The organism is Croceicoccus sp. YJ47, assembly GCF_016745095.1.
GTDB lineage: Bacteria > Pseudomonadota > Alphaproteobacteria > Sphingomonadales > Sphingomonadaceae > Croceicoccus.
Genome location: NZ_CP067087.1, coordinates 2,924,791 through 2,940,383, shown reverse-complemented (window position 1 = coordinate 2,940,383; position 15,593 = coordinate 2,924,791). Strand labels below are relative to the sequence as shown.

General features: G+C 65.1%; 22 protein-coding genes and 1 tRNA gene. 6 read left to right on the top strand and 17 right to left on the bottom strand.

Annotated elements, in window-relative coordinates:
• Positions 1-621 precede the first annotated feature (621 nt).
• The 8 genes from JD971_RS14220 to JD971_RS14185 all read right to left on the bottom strand — a co-directional run bounded on the left by JD971_RS14220 (position 622) and on the right by JD971_RS14185 (position 5,626).
• Entirely contained in the window at positions 622-1,161 is a 540-nt protein-coding gene (locus JD971_RS14220) for a hypothetical protein (RefSeq protein ID WP_202084394.1), read from the bottom strand.
• Positions 1,158-1,700 (bottom strand): glycoside hydrolase family 108 protein, encoded by a 543-nt coding sequence (locus tag JD971_RS14215; protein ID WP_202084392.1) that lies wholly within the window; start codon positions 1,698-1,700, stop codon positions 1,158-1,160. The genes JD971_RS14220 and JD971_RS14215 overlap by 4 nt, the downstream gene beginning before the upstream one ends.
• A gap of 63 nt (positions 1,701-1,763) precedes the next feature.
• Positions 1,764-2,240 carry a hypothetical protein gene (locus tag JD971_RS14210; RefSeq protein ID WP_202084390.1) on the bottom strand — a complete coding sequence of 159 codons (477 nt, stop codon included), beginning with the start codon at positions 2,238-2,240 and terminating at the stop codon, positions 1,764-1,766.
• Complete coding sequence (locus JD971_RS14205) at positions 2,237-2,644, bottom strand: hypothetical protein (RefSeq protein WP_202084388.1); 408 nt, start codon at positions 2,642-2,644, stop codon at positions 2,237-2,239. Before JD971_RS14205 ends, JD971_RS14210 begins: the two co-directional genes overlap by 4 nt.
• A complete protein-coding gene (locus tag JD971_RS14200; protein ID WP_202084386.1) occupies positions 2,641-4,566 on the bottom strand; it encodes an SGNH/GDSL hydrolase family protein in 1,926 nt (641 codons plus the stop codon). The genes JD971_RS14205 and JD971_RS14200 overlap by 4 nt, the downstream gene beginning before the upstream one ends.
• Positions 4,563-4,958: a hypothetical protein gene (locus tag JD971_RS14195; RefSeq protein WP_202084384.1), complete on the bottom strand. Its 396-nt coding sequence runs from the start codon at positions 4,956-4,958 to the stop codon at positions 4,563-4,565. The genes JD971_RS14200 and JD971_RS14195 overlap by 4 nt, the downstream gene beginning before the upstream one ends.
• Positions 4,959-4,970: 12 nt before the next feature.
• Entirely contained in the window at positions 4,971-5,219 is a 249-nt protein-coding gene (locus tag JD971_RS14190) for a hypothetical protein (RefSeq protein ID WP_202084382.1), read from the bottom strand.
• The gene (locus JD971_RS14185; protein ID WP_202084380.1) at positions 5,168-5,626 is read right to left on the bottom strand and encodes a hypothetical protein; all 459 of its coding nucleotides are present in this window, start codon (positions 5,624-5,626) and stop codon (positions 5,168-5,170) included. Before JD971_RS14185 ends, JD971_RS14190 begins: the two co-directional genes overlap by 52 nt.
• Here JD971_RS14185 and JD971_RS14180 point away from each other — a divergent pair.
• Positions 5,612-5,977, top strand: coding sequence for a hypothetical protein (locus tag JD971_RS14180; RefSeq protein ID WP_202084378.1), 366 nt, complete (start codon positions 5,612-5,614; stop codon positions 5,975-5,977). The two genes, JD971_RS14185 and JD971_RS14180, sit on opposite strands and share 15 nt — an antisense overlap.
• A 27-nt stretch (positions 5,978-6,004) precedes the next feature.
• Here JD971_RS14180 and JD971_RS14175 read toward each other — a convergent pair.
• Together JD971_RS14175 and JD971_RS14170 are read right to left on the bottom strand one after the other, a co-directional pair.
• Positions 6,005-6,080: transfer RNA gene (locus JD971_RS14175), tRNA-Ala, on the bottom strand.
• 215 nt (positions 6,081-6,295) lie between these two features.
• A complete protein-coding gene (locus tag JD971_RS14170) occupies positions 6,296-6,622 on the bottom strand; it encodes an FYDLN acid domain-containing protein (RefSeq protein ID WP_202084377.1) in 327 nt (108 codons plus the stop codon).
• Positions 6,623-6,802: 180 nt separating this feature from the next.
• Here JD971_RS14170 and aroA point away from each other — a divergent pair, with 180 nt between their 5' ends.
• From aroA to gloB, 5 genes are all read left to right on the top strand, one after another.
• Positions 6,803-8,152 (top strand): 3-phosphoshikimate 1-carboxyvinyltransferase, encoded by a 1,350-nt coding sequence (gene aroA, locus JD971_RS14165; protein WP_202087725.1) that lies wholly within the window; start codon positions 6,803-6,805, stop codon positions 8,150-8,152.
• A complete protein-coding gene (locus JD971_RS14160) occupies positions 8,149-8,403 on the top strand; it encodes a permease (RefSeq protein WP_371809660.1) in 255 nt (84 codons plus the stop codon). The genes aroA and JD971_RS14160 overlap by 4 nt, the downstream gene beginning before the upstream one ends.
• Positions 8,400-9,029, top strand: coding sequence for a d(CMP) kinase (locus JD971_RS14155; protein ID WP_202084376.1), 630 nt, complete (start codon positions 8,400-8,402; stop codon positions 9,027-9,029). Before JD971_RS14160 ends, JD971_RS14155 begins: the two co-directional genes overlap by 4 nt.
• Before the next feature lie 331 nt (positions 9,030-9,360).
• The gene (gene rpsA / locus JD971_RS14150; protein ID WP_202084375.1) at positions 9,361-11,064 is read left to right on the top strand and encodes a 30S ribosomal protein S1; all 1,704 of its coding nucleotides are present in this window, start codon (positions 9,361-9,363) and stop codon (positions 11,062-11,064) included.
• Between the two features lie 178 nt (positions 11,065-11,242).
• Positions 11,243-12,001 carry a hydroxyacylglutathione hydrolase gene (gene gloB, locus JD971_RS14145; RefSeq protein WP_202084374.1) on the top strand — a complete coding sequence of 253 codons (759 nt, stop codon included), beginning with the start codon at positions 11,243-11,245 and terminating at the stop codon, positions 11,999-12,001.
• A gap of 88 nt (positions 12,002-12,089) precedes the next feature.
• Here gloB and JD971_RS14140 read toward each other — a convergent pair whose 3' ends face one another.
• The 7 genes from JD971_RS14140 to JD971_RS14110 all read right to left on the bottom strand — a co-directional run bounded on the left by JD971_RS14140 (position 12,090) and on the right by JD971_RS14110 (position 15,544).
• Positions 12,090-12,605, bottom strand: a complete 516-nt coding sequence (locus tag JD971_RS14140; protein WP_371809756.1) for a hypothetical protein — start codon at positions 12,603-12,605, stop codon at positions 12,090-12,092.
• Positions 12,606-12,687: 82 nt separating this feature from the next.
• Positions 12,688-13,182 (bottom strand): ATPase, encoded by a 495-nt coding sequence (locus JD971_RS14135; protein ID WP_202084373.1) that lies wholly within the window; start codon positions 13,180-13,182, stop codon positions 12,688-12,690.
• A gap of 80 nt (positions 13,183-13,262) precedes the next feature.
• On the bottom strand, positions 13,263-13,490 hold the full coding sequence (locus JD971_RS14130) for a F0F1 ATP synthase subunit C (protein WP_202084371.1): 228 nt from the start codon (positions 13,488-13,490) through the stop codon (positions 13,263-13,265).
• A gap of 40 nt (positions 13,491-13,530) precedes the next feature.
• The gene (locus tag JD971_RS14125) at positions 13,531-14,352 is read right to left on the bottom strand and encodes a F0F1 ATP synthase subunit A (protein ID WP_371809659.1); all 822 of its coding nucleotides are present in this window, start codon (positions 14,350-14,352) and stop codon (positions 13,531-13,533) included.
• A gap of 112 nt (positions 14,353-14,464) precedes the next feature.
• The gene (locus tag JD971_RS14120; RefSeq protein ID WP_202084366.1) at positions 14,465-14,782 is read right to left on the bottom strand and encodes an AtpZ/AtpI family protein; all 318 of its coding nucleotides are present in this window, start codon (positions 14,780-14,782) and stop codon (positions 14,465-14,467) included.
• A 175-nt stretch (positions 14,783-14,957) separates the two neighbouring features.
• Positions 14,958-15,365 carry a YdbL family protein gene (locus tag JD971_RS14115; RefSeq protein ID WP_202084364.1) on the bottom strand — a complete coding sequence of 136 codons (408 nt, stop codon included), beginning with the start codon at positions 15,363-15,365 and terminating at the stop codon, positions 14,958-14,960.
• On the bottom strand, positions 15,365-15,544 hold the full coding sequence (locus tag JD971_RS14110) for a YnbE family lipoprotein (RefSeq protein WP_202084362.1): 180 nt from the start codon (positions 15,542-15,544) through the stop codon (positions 15,365-15,367). The genes JD971_RS14115 and JD971_RS14110 overlap by 1 nt, the downstream gene beginning before the upstream one ends.
• Positions 15,545-15,593: the final 49 nt, after the last annotated feature.

Below are 15,593 nucleotides of genomic sequence, written 5' to 3'. Positions count from 1 at the left end.
TGCCGCCGAACTCCGAGCTCCATTCCATCAACCTCGAAAAGCCCATTGATCCTGACGCGGTGAAAAATGCCGTCGAAGACGCTCGCCCGGACTACGCCGCCAACGTCAGATCAAGGCCCATCCACTTCGCTGCTGCGGCCTCATGAATAAACCGGGTTAAAGGCCTTTGGGGAATTTTAACGAAGTTCAAGAAAAAGGCCGATGAGGCTAAGAGTTGGGGCGACACAGCGGAATCGGTTTGGAAGGTCTATCAACTTGGCAGCAGCTTCGCCACGCCGCTACTGCTAGCGGGGAAAGCGCACGGCGTCATTTAGGGGCAAGCCCACTTTTGATAGGCTTACGTCCTTTCCGACAAGCGTCCGAGTGCCACGATCTTCAGTCGCTTGCTTCGCCTGAGCAAGTCGGTCTCGAACTTGCCAATTCGGCACTCACGCATGGCGTAGTTCGAGAAGGAACGGCGGCAGTCATGGAGCGAGGGGTGCTTAAGCGCAACCTTCCGCATGGATTTCTTACGCAGTCAGCTGGAGTTTTCTTATGGCGTTAGGATCGTGAAAGTGTCAGCTTTTGGGGCAGCGAACCAACAAGCCGAATGACCGAATTTGGGGCGCAAAGCCGCTGCCCTCACTCCACCCCCGCCGCCCACTCCCGCGCCTCAATCAGCCGCGCCGTATTTGCCGTGCAGATCCGCACATCCTCTGCCGGCACCACCACCAGGTCCGGGCCGATCAGCCCGGCTCCCACCAACTCGGTAGATCGATCGGGTCGATCAGCGCGCGTGGCGGGCTCGGCGGTGCGGGGCAGATCGGTTCGGTAGGCGCCACCGGCAGCGGCTCCACCTTCGCACCGCACGCGGCTGCGAGCGATATAAGCATCAGCGCGGGCCATCGCCTGCACGCTCGCCTCGTCCAGTCGATCATCGGATTCCTTTCTCAATCGGTTGAACCGGGTCTCGGCAGCGCGCGCCTGCCGCTCGGCCTGCGCGGCCGCAGCGTTCCGTGCGGCAGTGTAATCACGCTTCGTGTCGCGATGCGCCTTCGTCTCTGCATCGAGGCGCGCCTGCAGCGACGGGATCGTCACCAGCATGGCCCACGCCAGCGCGGCGGCCAGAGCCAGTGCCCCTGCCCCCAGCACTTTGGCCCAGACCGGCGCCAGCACGTTCACAGCGCCACCCGCGAGCGCAGCCAGCCATAGAGAAACGCCTCGTTCGCCGCTCGCCCGCGCGCCAGGGCGACATAGCGCGCCCCCTGCAGGCAATTGAGCGCCTTCAGCATCACGGCTTCGCCCTCGTCCCCCCGGCGGCCGAGATAGGCCCGCAGCGCCGCCAGCGTGCGGGGTCCGATGGCGCCATCCTCGGCAATGTCGGCATAATGCCGCCCGCCATCGTTCAGCGCGTTCAGCAATTCCTGCAGCCAGAGCGAGGGAAACGCCGGGCCCATGTTCACGCCGGTGTCGAACAGCTCCGCGCCGACGCGGGGCGCGATATTCGCCACCGCGGCAAAGCCGGGGCGTACCGCATATTCCTCGCGGTAGATCCGCACGGCTTCGGAACGGGGCAGTTTCGCCATCGGCCCGGCATAGCCGTTGCGGCGGGCGACGCGCTCGGTGATGCCCCACATCGTTTCGCCGCCGGTGTCGGCCGGGTGGTTGGAATAGCCGCCTTCGTTGCCGATGGTGGCCTCGATCATCGCATCGATCGTCATGGGGTTCGTCTCACAAAAAAGCCCGCGCAAGGCGGGCGGGGAACTGCAGTGGCGGGTTGGCGATCAGCGCTCCGGCTCGTCGATCTTCTCGGCAAGCCGGGTCATCGCGATCGGCGTGTCGGCGCTGGGCGGCCCGGCATAGCGGGGCGGATCGGCGGGCGGGTCGTTGAAGAACTTGGCATTGAACCAGCGCATGCCGTCCTGCCCCTTGTAGCCAAAGAACAGGCCCACCCCCATCGCGGCATAGAACGGAAAGCCGGGCACGATCATCGTCCCGCCCGCCACCACGATGGCCGCGATGATGAAGTTCGCCATGCCGCTCATCATCGAGACGAGCAGATCCTTCTTGATCGCGCTCCATCCGGCCTCGTGCTCGACATGGCGCGCCGACTTGCCGACCGCGCCGGCGATCAGGCCGATGACGATGCCACCCGCGACGACCAGGTCGACCCCGCCGATGGTCCAGTCCGCCACGGCGACGCCCGCTGCGGTAAGCGCATATTTGGCGCTGCTCGACGCAACCGAGCCCGCCGCGATCATCCTGCCCCCGTAATCGCCGCATAGGCGAACCCGCCGACGATGAAGATCGTCGTGGCGAGATAGAGATAGCGCGGCCGCTCGACCCTGCTGCCAAAGCGCACCGTGATCGCATTGGCCCAGCACCACCACACCATCGCCACGAAAAGGTCGGCAACGCCGCTGCTGCCCGATGGCCGGTAGTTGAAGTCGAGCGCGATGAACGACACCCCGCCGATCGCCATGCCCGCACACGCCCAGTTCCAGGCCAGCTCGTTGCGCCGGCGATTGTAGGGCGGGATCTCCGCCCCGTCGCGCGAGCGCCACCAGTCGACCAGCGCGATGAGCGAGAGCGTGCAGGCCAGCGCGCGAAACAGGAAGATGAGCGTGCCAACGATGAAGCTCGCCGCGCCAAAAGCCGCCGTCACCACAGCGGCTTGATCCGCTGCGGGATGACCTCGCCCATCCACGCATGGCCGGGATCGAGCGTGTGGGTATCGTCGACCGTTCCATTGGGCGCGAGACCGAACCAGGTCGGCCATTCGGGGATCTCGAAGATATCCTCGATGTCGACCGTATCCACGTTCTCGACCTGGGCGCGCGCGGCGAACAGCGCATCGCGCTTGCCCCGCATCGCGTCGTCATATCCGGTCTTTGCCGCCAGCGGGCCGACCACCACGATGCGCATGTCGGGCGCCCCGGCGCGCAGCTGCTGAAACAGCGCCAGCGCATTGGCCTCGAACGCGGCCTTCTGCTCCGGCGTGTCATAGTAATCGTTGATGCCGCCCGCGATGATCGCCGCGTCGGGCGGGCCTCCGTCGACCATGGTCAGAATATCTTCGACGCGCTCGAGGAAATTGGGCCTGTCGCCCTGCCGGCGGACATATCCGGTGCCGCCGATCCCGCCGAGCACGTAGTTCTTGATGCCAAGCCGCGCCGCGGCAATGCTGCCCCAGGAATCGCGATGCGGTTCGGTCGAATTGCTGCCCTCGGTAAGGCTGTCGCCCATGAAGCCGGCGCTCAGATCATAGGCGGGCGTCGGATCGGACAGGGTGCCCCGCACGCGGAATGCCCCCACCGCGGTATCGGGCGGGAAGAGCAGACGCACCCGCTTGCCGATCAAGGCCTGCGGAAAGTCCAGCCTCACCCATTGCAGCGCGTTCGTCGCCGGGGTGGTATAGCCGGCAAAGCTCGTGAACTCCCCGTCGATCGCGACCAGCATCGGTTGATCGAAACCCTGCGTCCGGAACTCCAGCGCATCGCCGGTCACGACGACCTCGACGATGGGATTGCGCCCCTGGTTCATCACCATCTCGCCCGTCACCGGGAAGGAGAAGCTGCGGTTGTAGCGGAACAGCCCGCCGGGATAGGACTGGCCGAGGATCCAGCGCCCACCGATAAAGCGGATCATCGCGCTGTCGCGTTCGTACACGTTTACGCCCTGCCCGGTCAGCGTGAAGGTATTCTCCCCCACAGCCGACGTCGAGAAGCCGATCGGATCGACCGCGGCGAACTGGCGCGGACCGCCATCGAAAGCACCGCGGCGCAGGCGGCGGGTCTGGATCGGGGTCTGGTCGGGCACGGCGAGCGGATCGGGTTTGAGGGCCGTTTCGATCGCATCGACGCGATCCGACAGCCCCGCCACCGCCGGCGCGGTTACGGTCTGCACGTCCTGCTCGTATCGCGTCTGCACCATCGCCCGCACCGGCGAGGCGGCCGTGTCGGCATTGGCGAAGGCGGCGGGGAAATCGTTCGGTCCCGCGATCTTGAAATTGCCCGGCTCCTCGATGGCCGAAAGCGCGTTCGGGTCGATCTGGCGATAGGCCGTGCGAACCGGGTAATCGCCGAACTCGAGCGGAACGTCGAACACGATGCTGCACGCCGCGCCCTCGCCGGTGGTGGCCTCGGTGCGTCGGCCGACTTCGGAAAACGTGCCATTGCCATTGTCGCGATAGAGCACGAACTCGATCCGCCCGCCCTCGACGAAGCACCATGTGTCGAAGCCGGTGATCCGGCCCGGCCCGGCGATCGACGCGTCGGCCACCAGCTTATCGTCGAAACTGCGCGTGCCGGCGGCGAGCGTGGCGACCCCCGCTTCCCCTGCCTGCGGTGTCGAAAGGCTGGCCTTGATCGGTGCGACCACCTCCATGGCCGCATTCGTCGACCGGTCGGCCTCCATGCCCGCCCGGTCGGCTTCATCCTCGGCGCGTTCCGCCTGTTGCACCGCGATCGTCACCTGTTCGGCCGCGGCCTGCTGCGACGCGCTCGATCCGGTGGCCGCCTCCTGCGCAAGCTGCAGGAACAGCGCCGCCGCGCGGGTATTATCGCCAACGCTCACTCGAATGGTCATGATATTGCACTCGCTTTCAGGATGAACGGCCCGTCGAAGGCCATGAACTTGGACCCGCCGACGGTCAGGATGAACATGCCCCACACCAGCGCGACGTCCTCGCCGGCCTCGGGCGCGGGTGGCATTGCGTCGATCGTGGCCTGGTCGATGCGCAGCTCGATGAACGTGACCGGCATACCGTCGATCGTCTCGACCCCGGTGACCTCGATCCCCTCGTTACCGTTGCTCGCATTGTTGAGCCCGGCACGCAATTGCCCGCCATCGCGCCTGTCGCGCACCTCAAGGCGGAACGTCGCGCTGGAAAGATCGAACCCCTCGACGATGATCTGTTCGACAAGCGGGGTCGCCCGCCACGCCACAAGGGGCGCGGCGACGGTGGGAAACAGGGCCATGTGGTGACTCCGTTACTGCGCTTCGAGCGCGGCGATGCGATCCTGCAATGCGACGATGTCGGCTTCCGAATAAGCGCCCACGCTTCCCGCCGTGGTCGCGCTTCCTGCGCTCGCGGCATAGGTGGCGCTGGCAACCTCGTCGGGGGTCAGCAGCGGTCCCCAATCGGCCAGCGTGCCGCTCGTCCCGCCGTTGTGGACGAAGTTCTTGTTCACATCGGACCGCGCCGCGATGTCGCCCCGCCGCGCATCGAGCGCCAGCATCGCGGCCTCGTGGCGACCGGGTAGACCCCGATGCCCGTGAGCGCCGCGTGCGTCTCGTCCCGTTCCTGCGGATCGCCCAGCGCGGGCGTCGGCGGCGCGGTGCCGGTCTGACCCAGCGCAAAGGCATGCTTGGCCGGGTCTTCGCTCACCAATGTCAGCTTCACCATCATCGACCCCGGATCGAAATCGCGTGCCAGCACGATGGCGTCGCTGTCGAGGTCCAGCGACGGCAGGTCGAGGTGATAGCATTCCCCCGGCTTCACCATGCGCCATTGCGGGCCGAGCGTGATTTCCACCGGCGCCAACTCGCGCGCGTCGACCAGATCGTAAGCGGCAAGCTGCGCCGCCTGATCGCGGTCGGCGACGAGGTTGTATTGCCGTTCCTCGTGCCGTTGCTCGACGCGCATAGGGGACCATGGATCACGGTCAACAGCGTGCGGAAAGCATGGGAGGCGATGGCGGCCGAGCTCGATCTGCCTCGAGAACGTGAAGGCGGGATGAAACTGATTCGCCGATCGATGGCCACGCTTGCTCGCAAACGGATCGGCGAAGCGAACTGGCGTCAGGGAGAATTGATGCTTGGCCACGCGAAACACGCAATCAGCGATATCTATGCGATTCCGGATCCGGCAGATCTCGGGCTTGCGCTCGAAGCGACCGAAGCCATCATCGACGACATCCAGCACGTCTGCCCCGGAGCCTTTTACCGCGCGGTTACCGCAGAGCCGCAGCCGCTAGAAGCGGCGCGAACGCCATAAAATCGTCTGATTAGAGGTGTTTGAAAATGGTGGAGCCGAGGGGGATCGAACCCCTGACCTCTACAATGCCATTGTAGCGCTCTCCCAGCTGAGCTACGGCCCCGTCATTTTCCCGAAGGCGGCGATGGGCCGCGGCCTTCGTTTCGCCGACGTCATCGCGTCGGGGAGCCGGCTCTTTAGGGAGAGGTTTCGATGCTGGCAAGCGGAAAAATTGCAAATTCCCGACCTCACCCCATTCATCCGCCCCTGTCGCCCAATGGCCGGCCGGAAGGGCGCGCGAAGGCCGGGGATCGTCCCCGGTTCGCGCGCCATCGAGGATCAGCTGTCCTCTTCGTCGTCGTCCTTCACATTGGCGACACCGAGATCGTCGTCACCGCCAAGATCCACGTCGTTGTCCGGCGAGTCGTCGTCGTCGTCCACGTCCAGATCATTGTCCAGATCGTCATCGCCCAGATCGGAATCGTCTTCCTTCTTCTTGTCCTTCGTTTCCTCGAAGGGGATGGGCTGCTTGCTTTTCAGCACGGGTTCGGGCGTCCACTCGTTCCCGCACTCGATGCAGTGGACCGGGTCGTCCTTGCCGAGATCGTAGAAGCGGGTTCCGCATTTCGGGCAGGTGTGCTTTGCACCCCATTCGGGCTTGACCATGAAATTCCTCGTCTGGCGATGCCGGCAAAACGGGGCCGGCATATCTGGCTGCAATATTAAATGGGCGCGCGAGGGGCGGGCTTCAACCGCATGTCCGTCCCTGCGAAGAGCGCGCGCCTTGCCATAGGCCGATCCCCCTGTCAAAAGCCCGCCGCAATGACCACACCCGGACCCCGCACGATGACCGCACCCGATCCCGACGCAGATCGCCTGCGTCCCCGCCGTTTTCGCAAGCCGGGCGCATTGACCGGCCGCATGCGCGTGCCCGGCGACAAATCGATCAGCCACCGTGCCGTCATGCTGTCATCGCTGGCCGTTGGGCACAGCACGATCTCCGGCCTGCTCGAAGGCGAGGACGTGCTTGCCACGGCGGCCGCCATGCGGGCGATGGGCGCGACGGTCGTGCGCGATGACGATGGCATCTGGCATGTCGACGGGGTGGGAAGCGGCGGACTGCTGCAACCCGAAACCGCGCTGGAGATGGGCAATTCGGGTACCTCGACGCGGCTGCTGATGGGGCTCATCGCGAGCCATGGGATAACCGCCACCTTCACCGGCGACGCCAGCCTGTCGAAACGGCCGATGGGCCGGGTGATCGAACCGCTTTCGCGCATCGGGGCGGAATTTACAGCCAGTCCCGGCGGGCGCCTTCCGCTCACCATGCGGGGTGCGCATCCCGGCGTGCCGATCCGCTACGAACTGCCCGTCGCCTCGGCGCAGGTGAAGAGCGCAGTGCTTCTGGCCGGGCTGAATATCGCGGGGGAAACCAGCGTGGTCGAGCCGGTCGCGACCCGCGATCATTCGGAACGGATGCTGCGCGGGTTCGGCGCCGATCTTTCCGTCGGTGAGGAGAACGGCGCGCGGGTCATCACCATCGCCGGTCCTTCCGAATTGCAGGCGCGCAATATCGTCGTGCCGGGCGATCCGTCCTCCGCCGCGTTTTTCGTCGTCGCCGCATTGCTTGTGCCGGGCTCCGACCTGATCCTCGAAAATGTCGGGCTGAACCCCACCCGCGCCGCGCTTCTCGACGTGCTGCGTGCCATGGGCGGCTCGATCGAGGAGCAGGACCGCCGCGAGGTCGGCGGCGAGCCTGTGGCCGATCTGCGCGTGCGGCATTCCGCGCTTTCGGGCGTTGAGGTGGACCCCGCCCTCGCGCCGGCGATGATCGACGAGTTTCCCGTCCTGTTTGTGGCGGCGACCATGGCAAGTGGGCGCACGGTGACACGCGGGCTCGAAGAATTGCGGGTCAAGGAATCGGACCGGCTTTCCGCGATGGCGGCGGCGCTCACGCTCGCGGGCGCGCAAGTGGAGGAAACCGCCGACGGGCTGGTCATCGACGGGCGCGGCGGCGACCCCCTCCCCGGCACGCCCGATGGCGCGAAGGCCGCCACCCATCTCGACCATCGCATCGCCATGAGCATGGCCATCGCCGGGCTGTGCAGCGTGAACGGAGTCGAAATCGACGATGTGACACCCATCGCCACCAGCTTTCCCGCGTTCGAGCGCCTGCTCGACGAGGCCGCGCGGTGACGAGCGGTACCGCCAATATCGTGGGATTTGCCGGCATGCTGTGCATCGTGTCGGCCTATGGCTATCTCACCGCGGGTGAGGCGCCCAACCCGTTCGTCGTCCACAGCGTGAACCTGCTCGGCGCCGGTTTGCTGGCGATCTCGCTCACCGTGAACACCAATCTGCCGTCGCTCGTGCTCGATGGCATATGGGCATGCGTTGCCATCTGGGGCCTGGTGAAGGCCGCCGCCGCCCGCAGGAGCGTGCCATGATCATCGCCGTGGACGGCCCGACCGCATCGGGCAAGGGCACCATCGCCAAGGGATTGGCCCGGCATTACCAGCTGCCGCATCTCGACACCGGCCTTCTTTATCGCGCGGTCGGGCGACAGGTGCGGCTGAATGGCGGAGATCCGGACGATCCGCTCGACGCGGCGCGGGCCTGTGAATTCCCGGACAGCCTGCTCGCCGAACCGATGCTTCGGACAGAGGCGGTCGGCGCGCTGGCGAGCCGGGTGTCGGTGCACAAGCGCGTCCGGGCGGCGTTGCTCGCGCGGCAACGCGCCTTTGCCGCGCGGCCCGGCGGCGCGGTGCTGGACGGACGCGACATCGGCACGGTGATCGCGCCCGACGCCCCGGTAAAACTGTTCGTCACGGCCAGCCTCGAGGCGCGGGCCATGCGCCGTTTCCGCGAAAGCCAGAGCCGCGGCGAGGATGTCACGCTGGACGCGATCCACGCCGATCTGGTGCGGCGGGACGCGCGCGACCGGAACCGGGCGGAGGCCCCTCTTGTCGAGGCAGCGGATGCGATGGTGCTCGACAATTCCGACCTCGATGCGGTAAGATCGCTGGCCGCGGCCATCGCGCTGGTTGAAAAGCGGCGCCGCGAGCAGGGCTGACCGACGACGAAAGGTTGCCGCGCGCGGCGGTTTCGCTTGCAATTCCCCGCAAATTCACTTAGGCGCGCGCCCGTTCGACGGGTTTTTGAAAACGCCGTTCGAAGGCTGGCAGGACGCACCGACAGGCGCATCCTTTGCGCGCATCGCTTGGCTTCGTGTTGTCCCGTTCGTCGGGCCACGCCGCTTGTGTTTCGCAATTTCGTCCGCTTTCGACCGGTGAAAAACCCCGAAGGACGCCTGTATCGGCATGCGGTCGTGCGGGCAGTTCGGCCAAAAGACCGGCGGAAAAACCGCCTGGCCGGAAACATCGATTGAACAGGATTTCACCTACATGGCCACTTCGGCAAATCCGAGCCGCGACGATTTCGCGGCAATGCTCGACGAAACGCTTGGTAATGAGGCCGATGGCGGCTTCGAAGGCCGCGTCGTCATGGGCACCGTCACCGGTATCGAGAATGACAAGGCGATCATCGACGTCGGCCTGAAGAGCGAAGGCCGCATCCGCCTGTCCGAATTCGCGCCGCAGGGTCAGCCGCACGGCCTGTCCGTCGGTGACGAAGTCGAAGTGTATGTCGACCGGGTGGAAAATGCCGACGGCGAAGCGATGCTGTCGCGCGACCGCGCCCGCCGCGAAGCCGCATGGGACCGCCTCGAAAGCGAATTCGGCGAAGGCAAGCGCGTCGAGGGTCAGATTTTCGGCCGCGTCAAGGGCGGCTTCACCGTCGATCTCGACGGCGCCGTGGCGTTCCTGCCCGGCTCGCAGGTCGATATCCGCCCCGTGCGCGACATCGCCCCGCTGATGGGCATTCCGCAGCCTTTCCAAGTGCTGAAGATGGATCGCCGCCGCGGCAATATCGTCGTGTCGCGCCGCGCCGTCCTCGAAGAAACCCGCGCCGAACAGCGTCAGGAGCTGATCGAGAAGCTGGCCGAGGGTCAGGTGATCGACGGCGTGGTGAAGAACATCACCGATTACGGCGCGTTCGTGGATCTGGGCGGGATCGACGGCCTGCTCCACGTCACCGACATGAGCTACAAGCGGGTCAACCACCCGAACGAGATCGTGAACATCGGCGACACCGTCACCGTGCAGATCATCCGCATCAATGCCGAAACGCAGCGTATCTCGCTCGGCATGAAGCAGCTTGAAAGCGATCCGTGGGACGGTGTCGCGGCCAAGTATCCGGTCGGCATGAAGATGTCGGGCACGGTCACGAACATCACCGAATATGGTGCGTTCGTCGAACTGGAACCGGGCATCGAAGGCCTCGTCCATGTGTCCGAGATGAGCTGGACCAAGAAGAACGTCCACCCCGGCAAGATCGTTTCGACGAGCCAGGAAGTGGAAGTCATGGTGCTCGAAGTCGATTCGGAAAAGCGCCGCATCTCGCTCGGCCTCAAGCAGGCGCAGTCGAACCCCTGGGACGATTTCGCAGAGAAGCACCCGATCGGCTCGACCGTCACCGGCGAAGTCAAGAACGCGACCGAATTCGGCCTCTTCATCGGCCTCGATGGCGACGTCGACGGCATGGTGCACATGTCCGACATCGCGTGGGGCATTTCGGGTGAAGACGCCCTCGCCCTGCACCGCAAGGGTGAGGAAGTCGAAGCCGTGGTTCTCGACATCGACGTCGAGAAGGAGCGCATCTCGCTCGGCATGAAGCAGCTCGAAAAGGGCGCACCGGCCGTTGGCGGCGGCGCGACCGACGGCCTGCGCCGCGGCGAAGTCGTCACCGTCACCGTTCTCGAGGTTCGCGATGGCGGTCTCGAAGTGCAGGTCGGCGAAGACGGCGCGACCGGTTTCGTGAAGCGTTCGGACCTTGGCCGCGACCGCGACGAGCAGCGTCCCGACCGTTTCCAGACCGGCCAGAAGGTCGATGCAATGGTCACCGGTTTCGACCGCACGAAGAAGCCCAACTTCTCGATCAAGGCCCGTCAGCTGGCCGAAGAGAAGGAAGCGGTGGCCCAGTACGGCTCGTCCGATTCGGGTGCATCGCTCGGCGACATCCTGGGCGAGGCGCTGAAGGGCAAGAACTGAGCCCCTCACGCTTTCCCTACGGAAGCAATAAAGGTCCGTCCGCTGGAAACAGCGGGCGGGCTTTTGCTATTGCAGGCTTCCACCTTGCGCCGCCGGTTCGGAACCGGCGAAGGGGCCGGTGGATTGATACGGAGAACGCAGGCAGCCCTATTGCCAATCCGCCGACCGAAGGACCGCCATGTTGCACATTCACCAGTTTCCCTGCCTCTCCGACAATTACGGATATCTCCTGCACGATGCGGAAAGCGGCGAGACCGTGTGCATCGATACGCCAGATGCCGATGCGTCTCTGCGCGAGGCCGAGAGCAAGGGCTGGACGATCACGCAGATCTGGAACACGCACTGGCACCCCGATCACGCCGGCGGAAACGAGGCGATCAAGGCCGCGACCGGATGCCATATCGTCGCGCCCGCCGCAGAAGCGCCGAAAATCGCGGCGATCGACCGCAACGTCGCGGGCCGCGACACGGTTCGCATCGGCGCACACAAGGCGCACATCATCGATGTCGGTGGCCATACCCACGGCCATATCGCCTATCACCTCCCCGACGCGGAGATCGCCTTTGTCGGCGATGCGCTGTTCGCGCTCGGCTGTGGTCGCATGTTCGAGGGGACGGCCGATCAATTCTGGAGCAGCCTGCTGCGCCTGAAGTCATTGCCGCCGCAAACGACGATCTATTGCGCACATGAATATACCGCCGCAAACGCCCGATTCGCGCTGCATGCCGATCCCGATAATGCCGCGCTTCGCGACTATGCCGAAGAGGTGGAAGAGTTGCGGGCGCAAGGCAGGCCGACAGTCCCCACGACGCTGGAACGGGAACTGGCGTCCAACCCGTTTCTTCGGGCCGATGACGCCGGGATGCAGGAACGCTGGGGTGGCGGTGATGCAGTCGCGACGTTCGCAGCCCTGCGCGCGGCGAAGGACGCGTTTTGACAGCAGGGTCCGCCGCGTCGGGCTGAAAACACGAAAAGCCCGGCAGGATCGCTCCCGCCGGGCTTCTGTTCTCGTCCTGACAATAGCGTCAGAAGCTGGCGATCGCCTTGTCGACCAGCGCGCGATCGGCGACCGCGTTGTGGTTACGGGCGATGATCTGACCCGATGCTTCCGCCGACGCGCGCGCCGCCTGCGCCCGCAGTTCCTCGACCGCGGCGCGTTCGGCGCCGGCAATCTTGTCCTGCGCCATGCGTTCGCGCCGGACGATCATGGCCGCCGTGTCGGTCTCGGCCCGCTCCACGATGGCGCCGGCCTCGCGCCGCGCATTTTCGAGCATGGCCTCCGCATCGCGTTCGGCGCCGGCAATCTTGTCGGCATATTCCTTGCGAAGAGCCTCGGCCTCGCCGCGCAGGCGCTTTGCGTCGTCGAGTTGCTCCCGGATGGCGGCAATCCGCGCATCCAGGCCGCCCGCGACGAGTTTCGGCACGCCTTTCCACAACAGGATAAGGATGAACACGAGCATCGCCAGCGACACCCATGCGCCCGGCCCGATAAAGCCGAACGCCACCGGCTCGACATGCTCGCCGCCGTGGTCTTCGGTCATACCTTCGAGTTCGGCAGCATGATCGAGGCGTTCCTCAACCCCGGTGGACGTAACGGCCATGCCGTTCAGAAACAGTTGGTAATCAGCCACGGACCATGACCTCCTTGACGGCGTTGTGCGCCTCGGCCTGCGACACGTTGAGCGCGGCGATACGCTTCACGATGTCCTGGGTCGCTTCGGTGGCGACATTCTCGATCTCGGTCGCGGCATTGCGGCGCGAGGCATCGATGCGCACCTCTGCCGCGGCAAGCTGCTCGTCGATGCGGGACTGTGCCTCGGCGACGGCACGCTCGGTCTGGCCGGCTGCATCGGCTTTCGCCTCCGCGATGAGAGCCTGAGCCCGCGCGCGATTGTCGTTTTCACGTTTGCGCCATGCCTCTTCCTGCTCGTCCGCTTCGCGGCGGGCGGCTTCGGCGGCGGTAAGATCGTCGGCGATACGCTTGTCGCGCATGTCGACCGTGCCCATGACCTTGGGCACCATGCCTTTTCCGACCACGAAAAACACGAGACCGAAAATCAGCAGCAGCCAGAAGATCTGGCTGGCATAGGTCGCGGCGATTTGTTCGATTTGTGGCATCGATCAGTCCGAAGGCATGATTGGATAGGTATCGATCCGGCCAGGGCCCCTGCCCCGGCCGGATCGCACAGGCAATGCGATCAGGCGACGAAGACCAGGATCATCGCCACGACGAACGCCAGCAGACCGAGAAGTTCGGCAGCGGCGAAGCCGATGAACAGGCGGCCCTGCTGACCGTCTGCGGCGCCCGGATTGCGCAGCGCGCCTTCCAGGAACTTTGCAAAGACATTGCCGACACCCAGCGATGCCAGACCGGCACCGACAGCGGCGAGACCGGCACCGAGCATGCGTGCGCTTTCTGCGTCCATGGTAATAAACTCCCTTTCGTAGATTCGGTAATTCGAAGACTTAGTGAAGGTTTTCCGCGTCATTGATGTAGAGCGCGGTCAACAGGGCGAAAACATAGGCCTGCACGGCAGCGACGAGCAGTTCGAGCGCGCAGATGCCGATCATCAGGAGGAAGGTGGGAATGCCGACGAGCACGCCGGTGCCGACGCCCGCGTTAGAGCTGCTGATGACGAAGCCCGACAGGACTTCGAGCAGAAGGTGCCCGGCCATCATCGCCACGAAAAGCCGCAGCGCGAGGCTGAACGGGCGGACCATGAAGCTGACCAGCTCAACCACGAAGATGAACGGGATCATCAGCGCGGGCGTGCCATGCGGCACGAACAGCGACAGGAAACCGATCCCGTGCTTGGCAAACCCGACGATCAGCACGATCGAGAACGACATGATCGCGAGGATGCCGGTAACCGTGAAATGGCTGGTGAAGGTAAAGGGGTGCAGGCCGACGACGCCGAGCGGCAGCAGGCCGAGCACGTTGGCGAACAGGATGAACATGAACAGCGAGAACACGTAAGGCACGTATTTGCGCCCGGCCTTGCCGATGTTCGCCTCCAGCATGTCGTCGACGAAGCCGGTGAAGCTTTCGACCGCCATCTGCCAGCGTCCGGGGACGAGCTGTCCCTTCATGCCGAGCGCGACGAAGCCCCAGAGCACGACCGCCGTCAGCGCCATCCACAGCGCCGAATTCGTGAATGCGAGATTATATCCGGCCACTTCCCACCCGTCGGAGCCGAAAAGCGGCTCGATGGTGAACTGGTGCATCGGATCGACCTTGGCTTCGGTTGCCACGCGATTGTCCCTGTCGTTCGAGGCGTTCCGCGGCATTGCTGCCCGGTCCGCCCCTTATCCCTCAATGCGTCGTCGCCCCGTGTGGGCGGCGATCGCTGCTATGCATGAACACCGCCGCCCCTTCGAAATCTGGCCGAAGCCGGTCAGATCAATCGGAACGCGTGTTCGAAATCCTAATTATGTTCCTGAAAGCGACGACTATCCCGAGGAACAGCATCACCAACAGACCCCACGGCCCGGTACCTGCAAACCGGTCGATCACCCAACCGATCAGCGCGCCGCCGATAAGCCCGCCCAGCAATTCCGCAAGCACCCTGTTTCCCATGCGATAATTCGCATCGGTCCCGTGGGACTGCGGCCGGTTGCGCTGCTCTTCCCGCCCTTTCGCAGCCTTGAGCTGCGCGTCGAGCGCGTCGATTCGCGCATCCTCGCCAAGTGGCTCCCGCCCGGACCGCTCATCACCCATGCCTGTAGCTCCTCCAACCAAGAAGTCCGCTCGGCAAGTGCGATTAGCTGCCCGTCGAGGGCGCCGCTCCTTTAGGAAAGGGGTTCGGGCAAGTCAACACAAGCGCACGCCTTCATCGCAGTAGCGGCGAAGGATCGTCCAACCGCGCCCATCGATGCGCCGTCCCCCCGGTCATTCACCCCACCGCGGGACAGCGCGGATCGAGCTGCGGCGCGCCGCTCCCGCGGGTCTGCCAGCTTCCGCCCGGTGCCTGGTATTTTTCGCCCGGCGAGGTTCGCGCGATCAGGATGCAGCCCTGTGCAAAGGCGAATTCCTCGATCGTGACGCCGGCGGCACGGGCACGGTCGGCATAGCTGGCCTTGCGGCGGATATTGATGTCGTCGATCACCGCGCGAAGCCCGGCGGGCGGCGCCCCGGTAAAGCCGAGATAGCCGTCGATCCTCTCGCCGACGGTGCCGTTGGCGCGCGCCTCGGCATAGGCGGGTTCGCGCTGCATCGCGCCGGCAGGCTGCGCCATGGCGAGAAGCGCGAACGCCGGCAGGGCGAGGCCGGCGAGGCGGCGGGCAAGAGTGTGGCGGGGCATCAGAATATCTCCGGATTGCTTTCGATGTTCTCTTCGGCCGAGGCGACGAGCCTGTAGAGAACTTCCTGTTTGATGTTCACGTTCAATTCGATGACGATCGGGTCGGACGGCGCCGTCACATTCACGCATGCGGTGACAAACGGGCCGAGCATCGCGACCATCACAATGCCGCGTATCATAATGGCACGCCTTCGAACGCCATGCACAGCTATCGTCAAATTGGTCCGG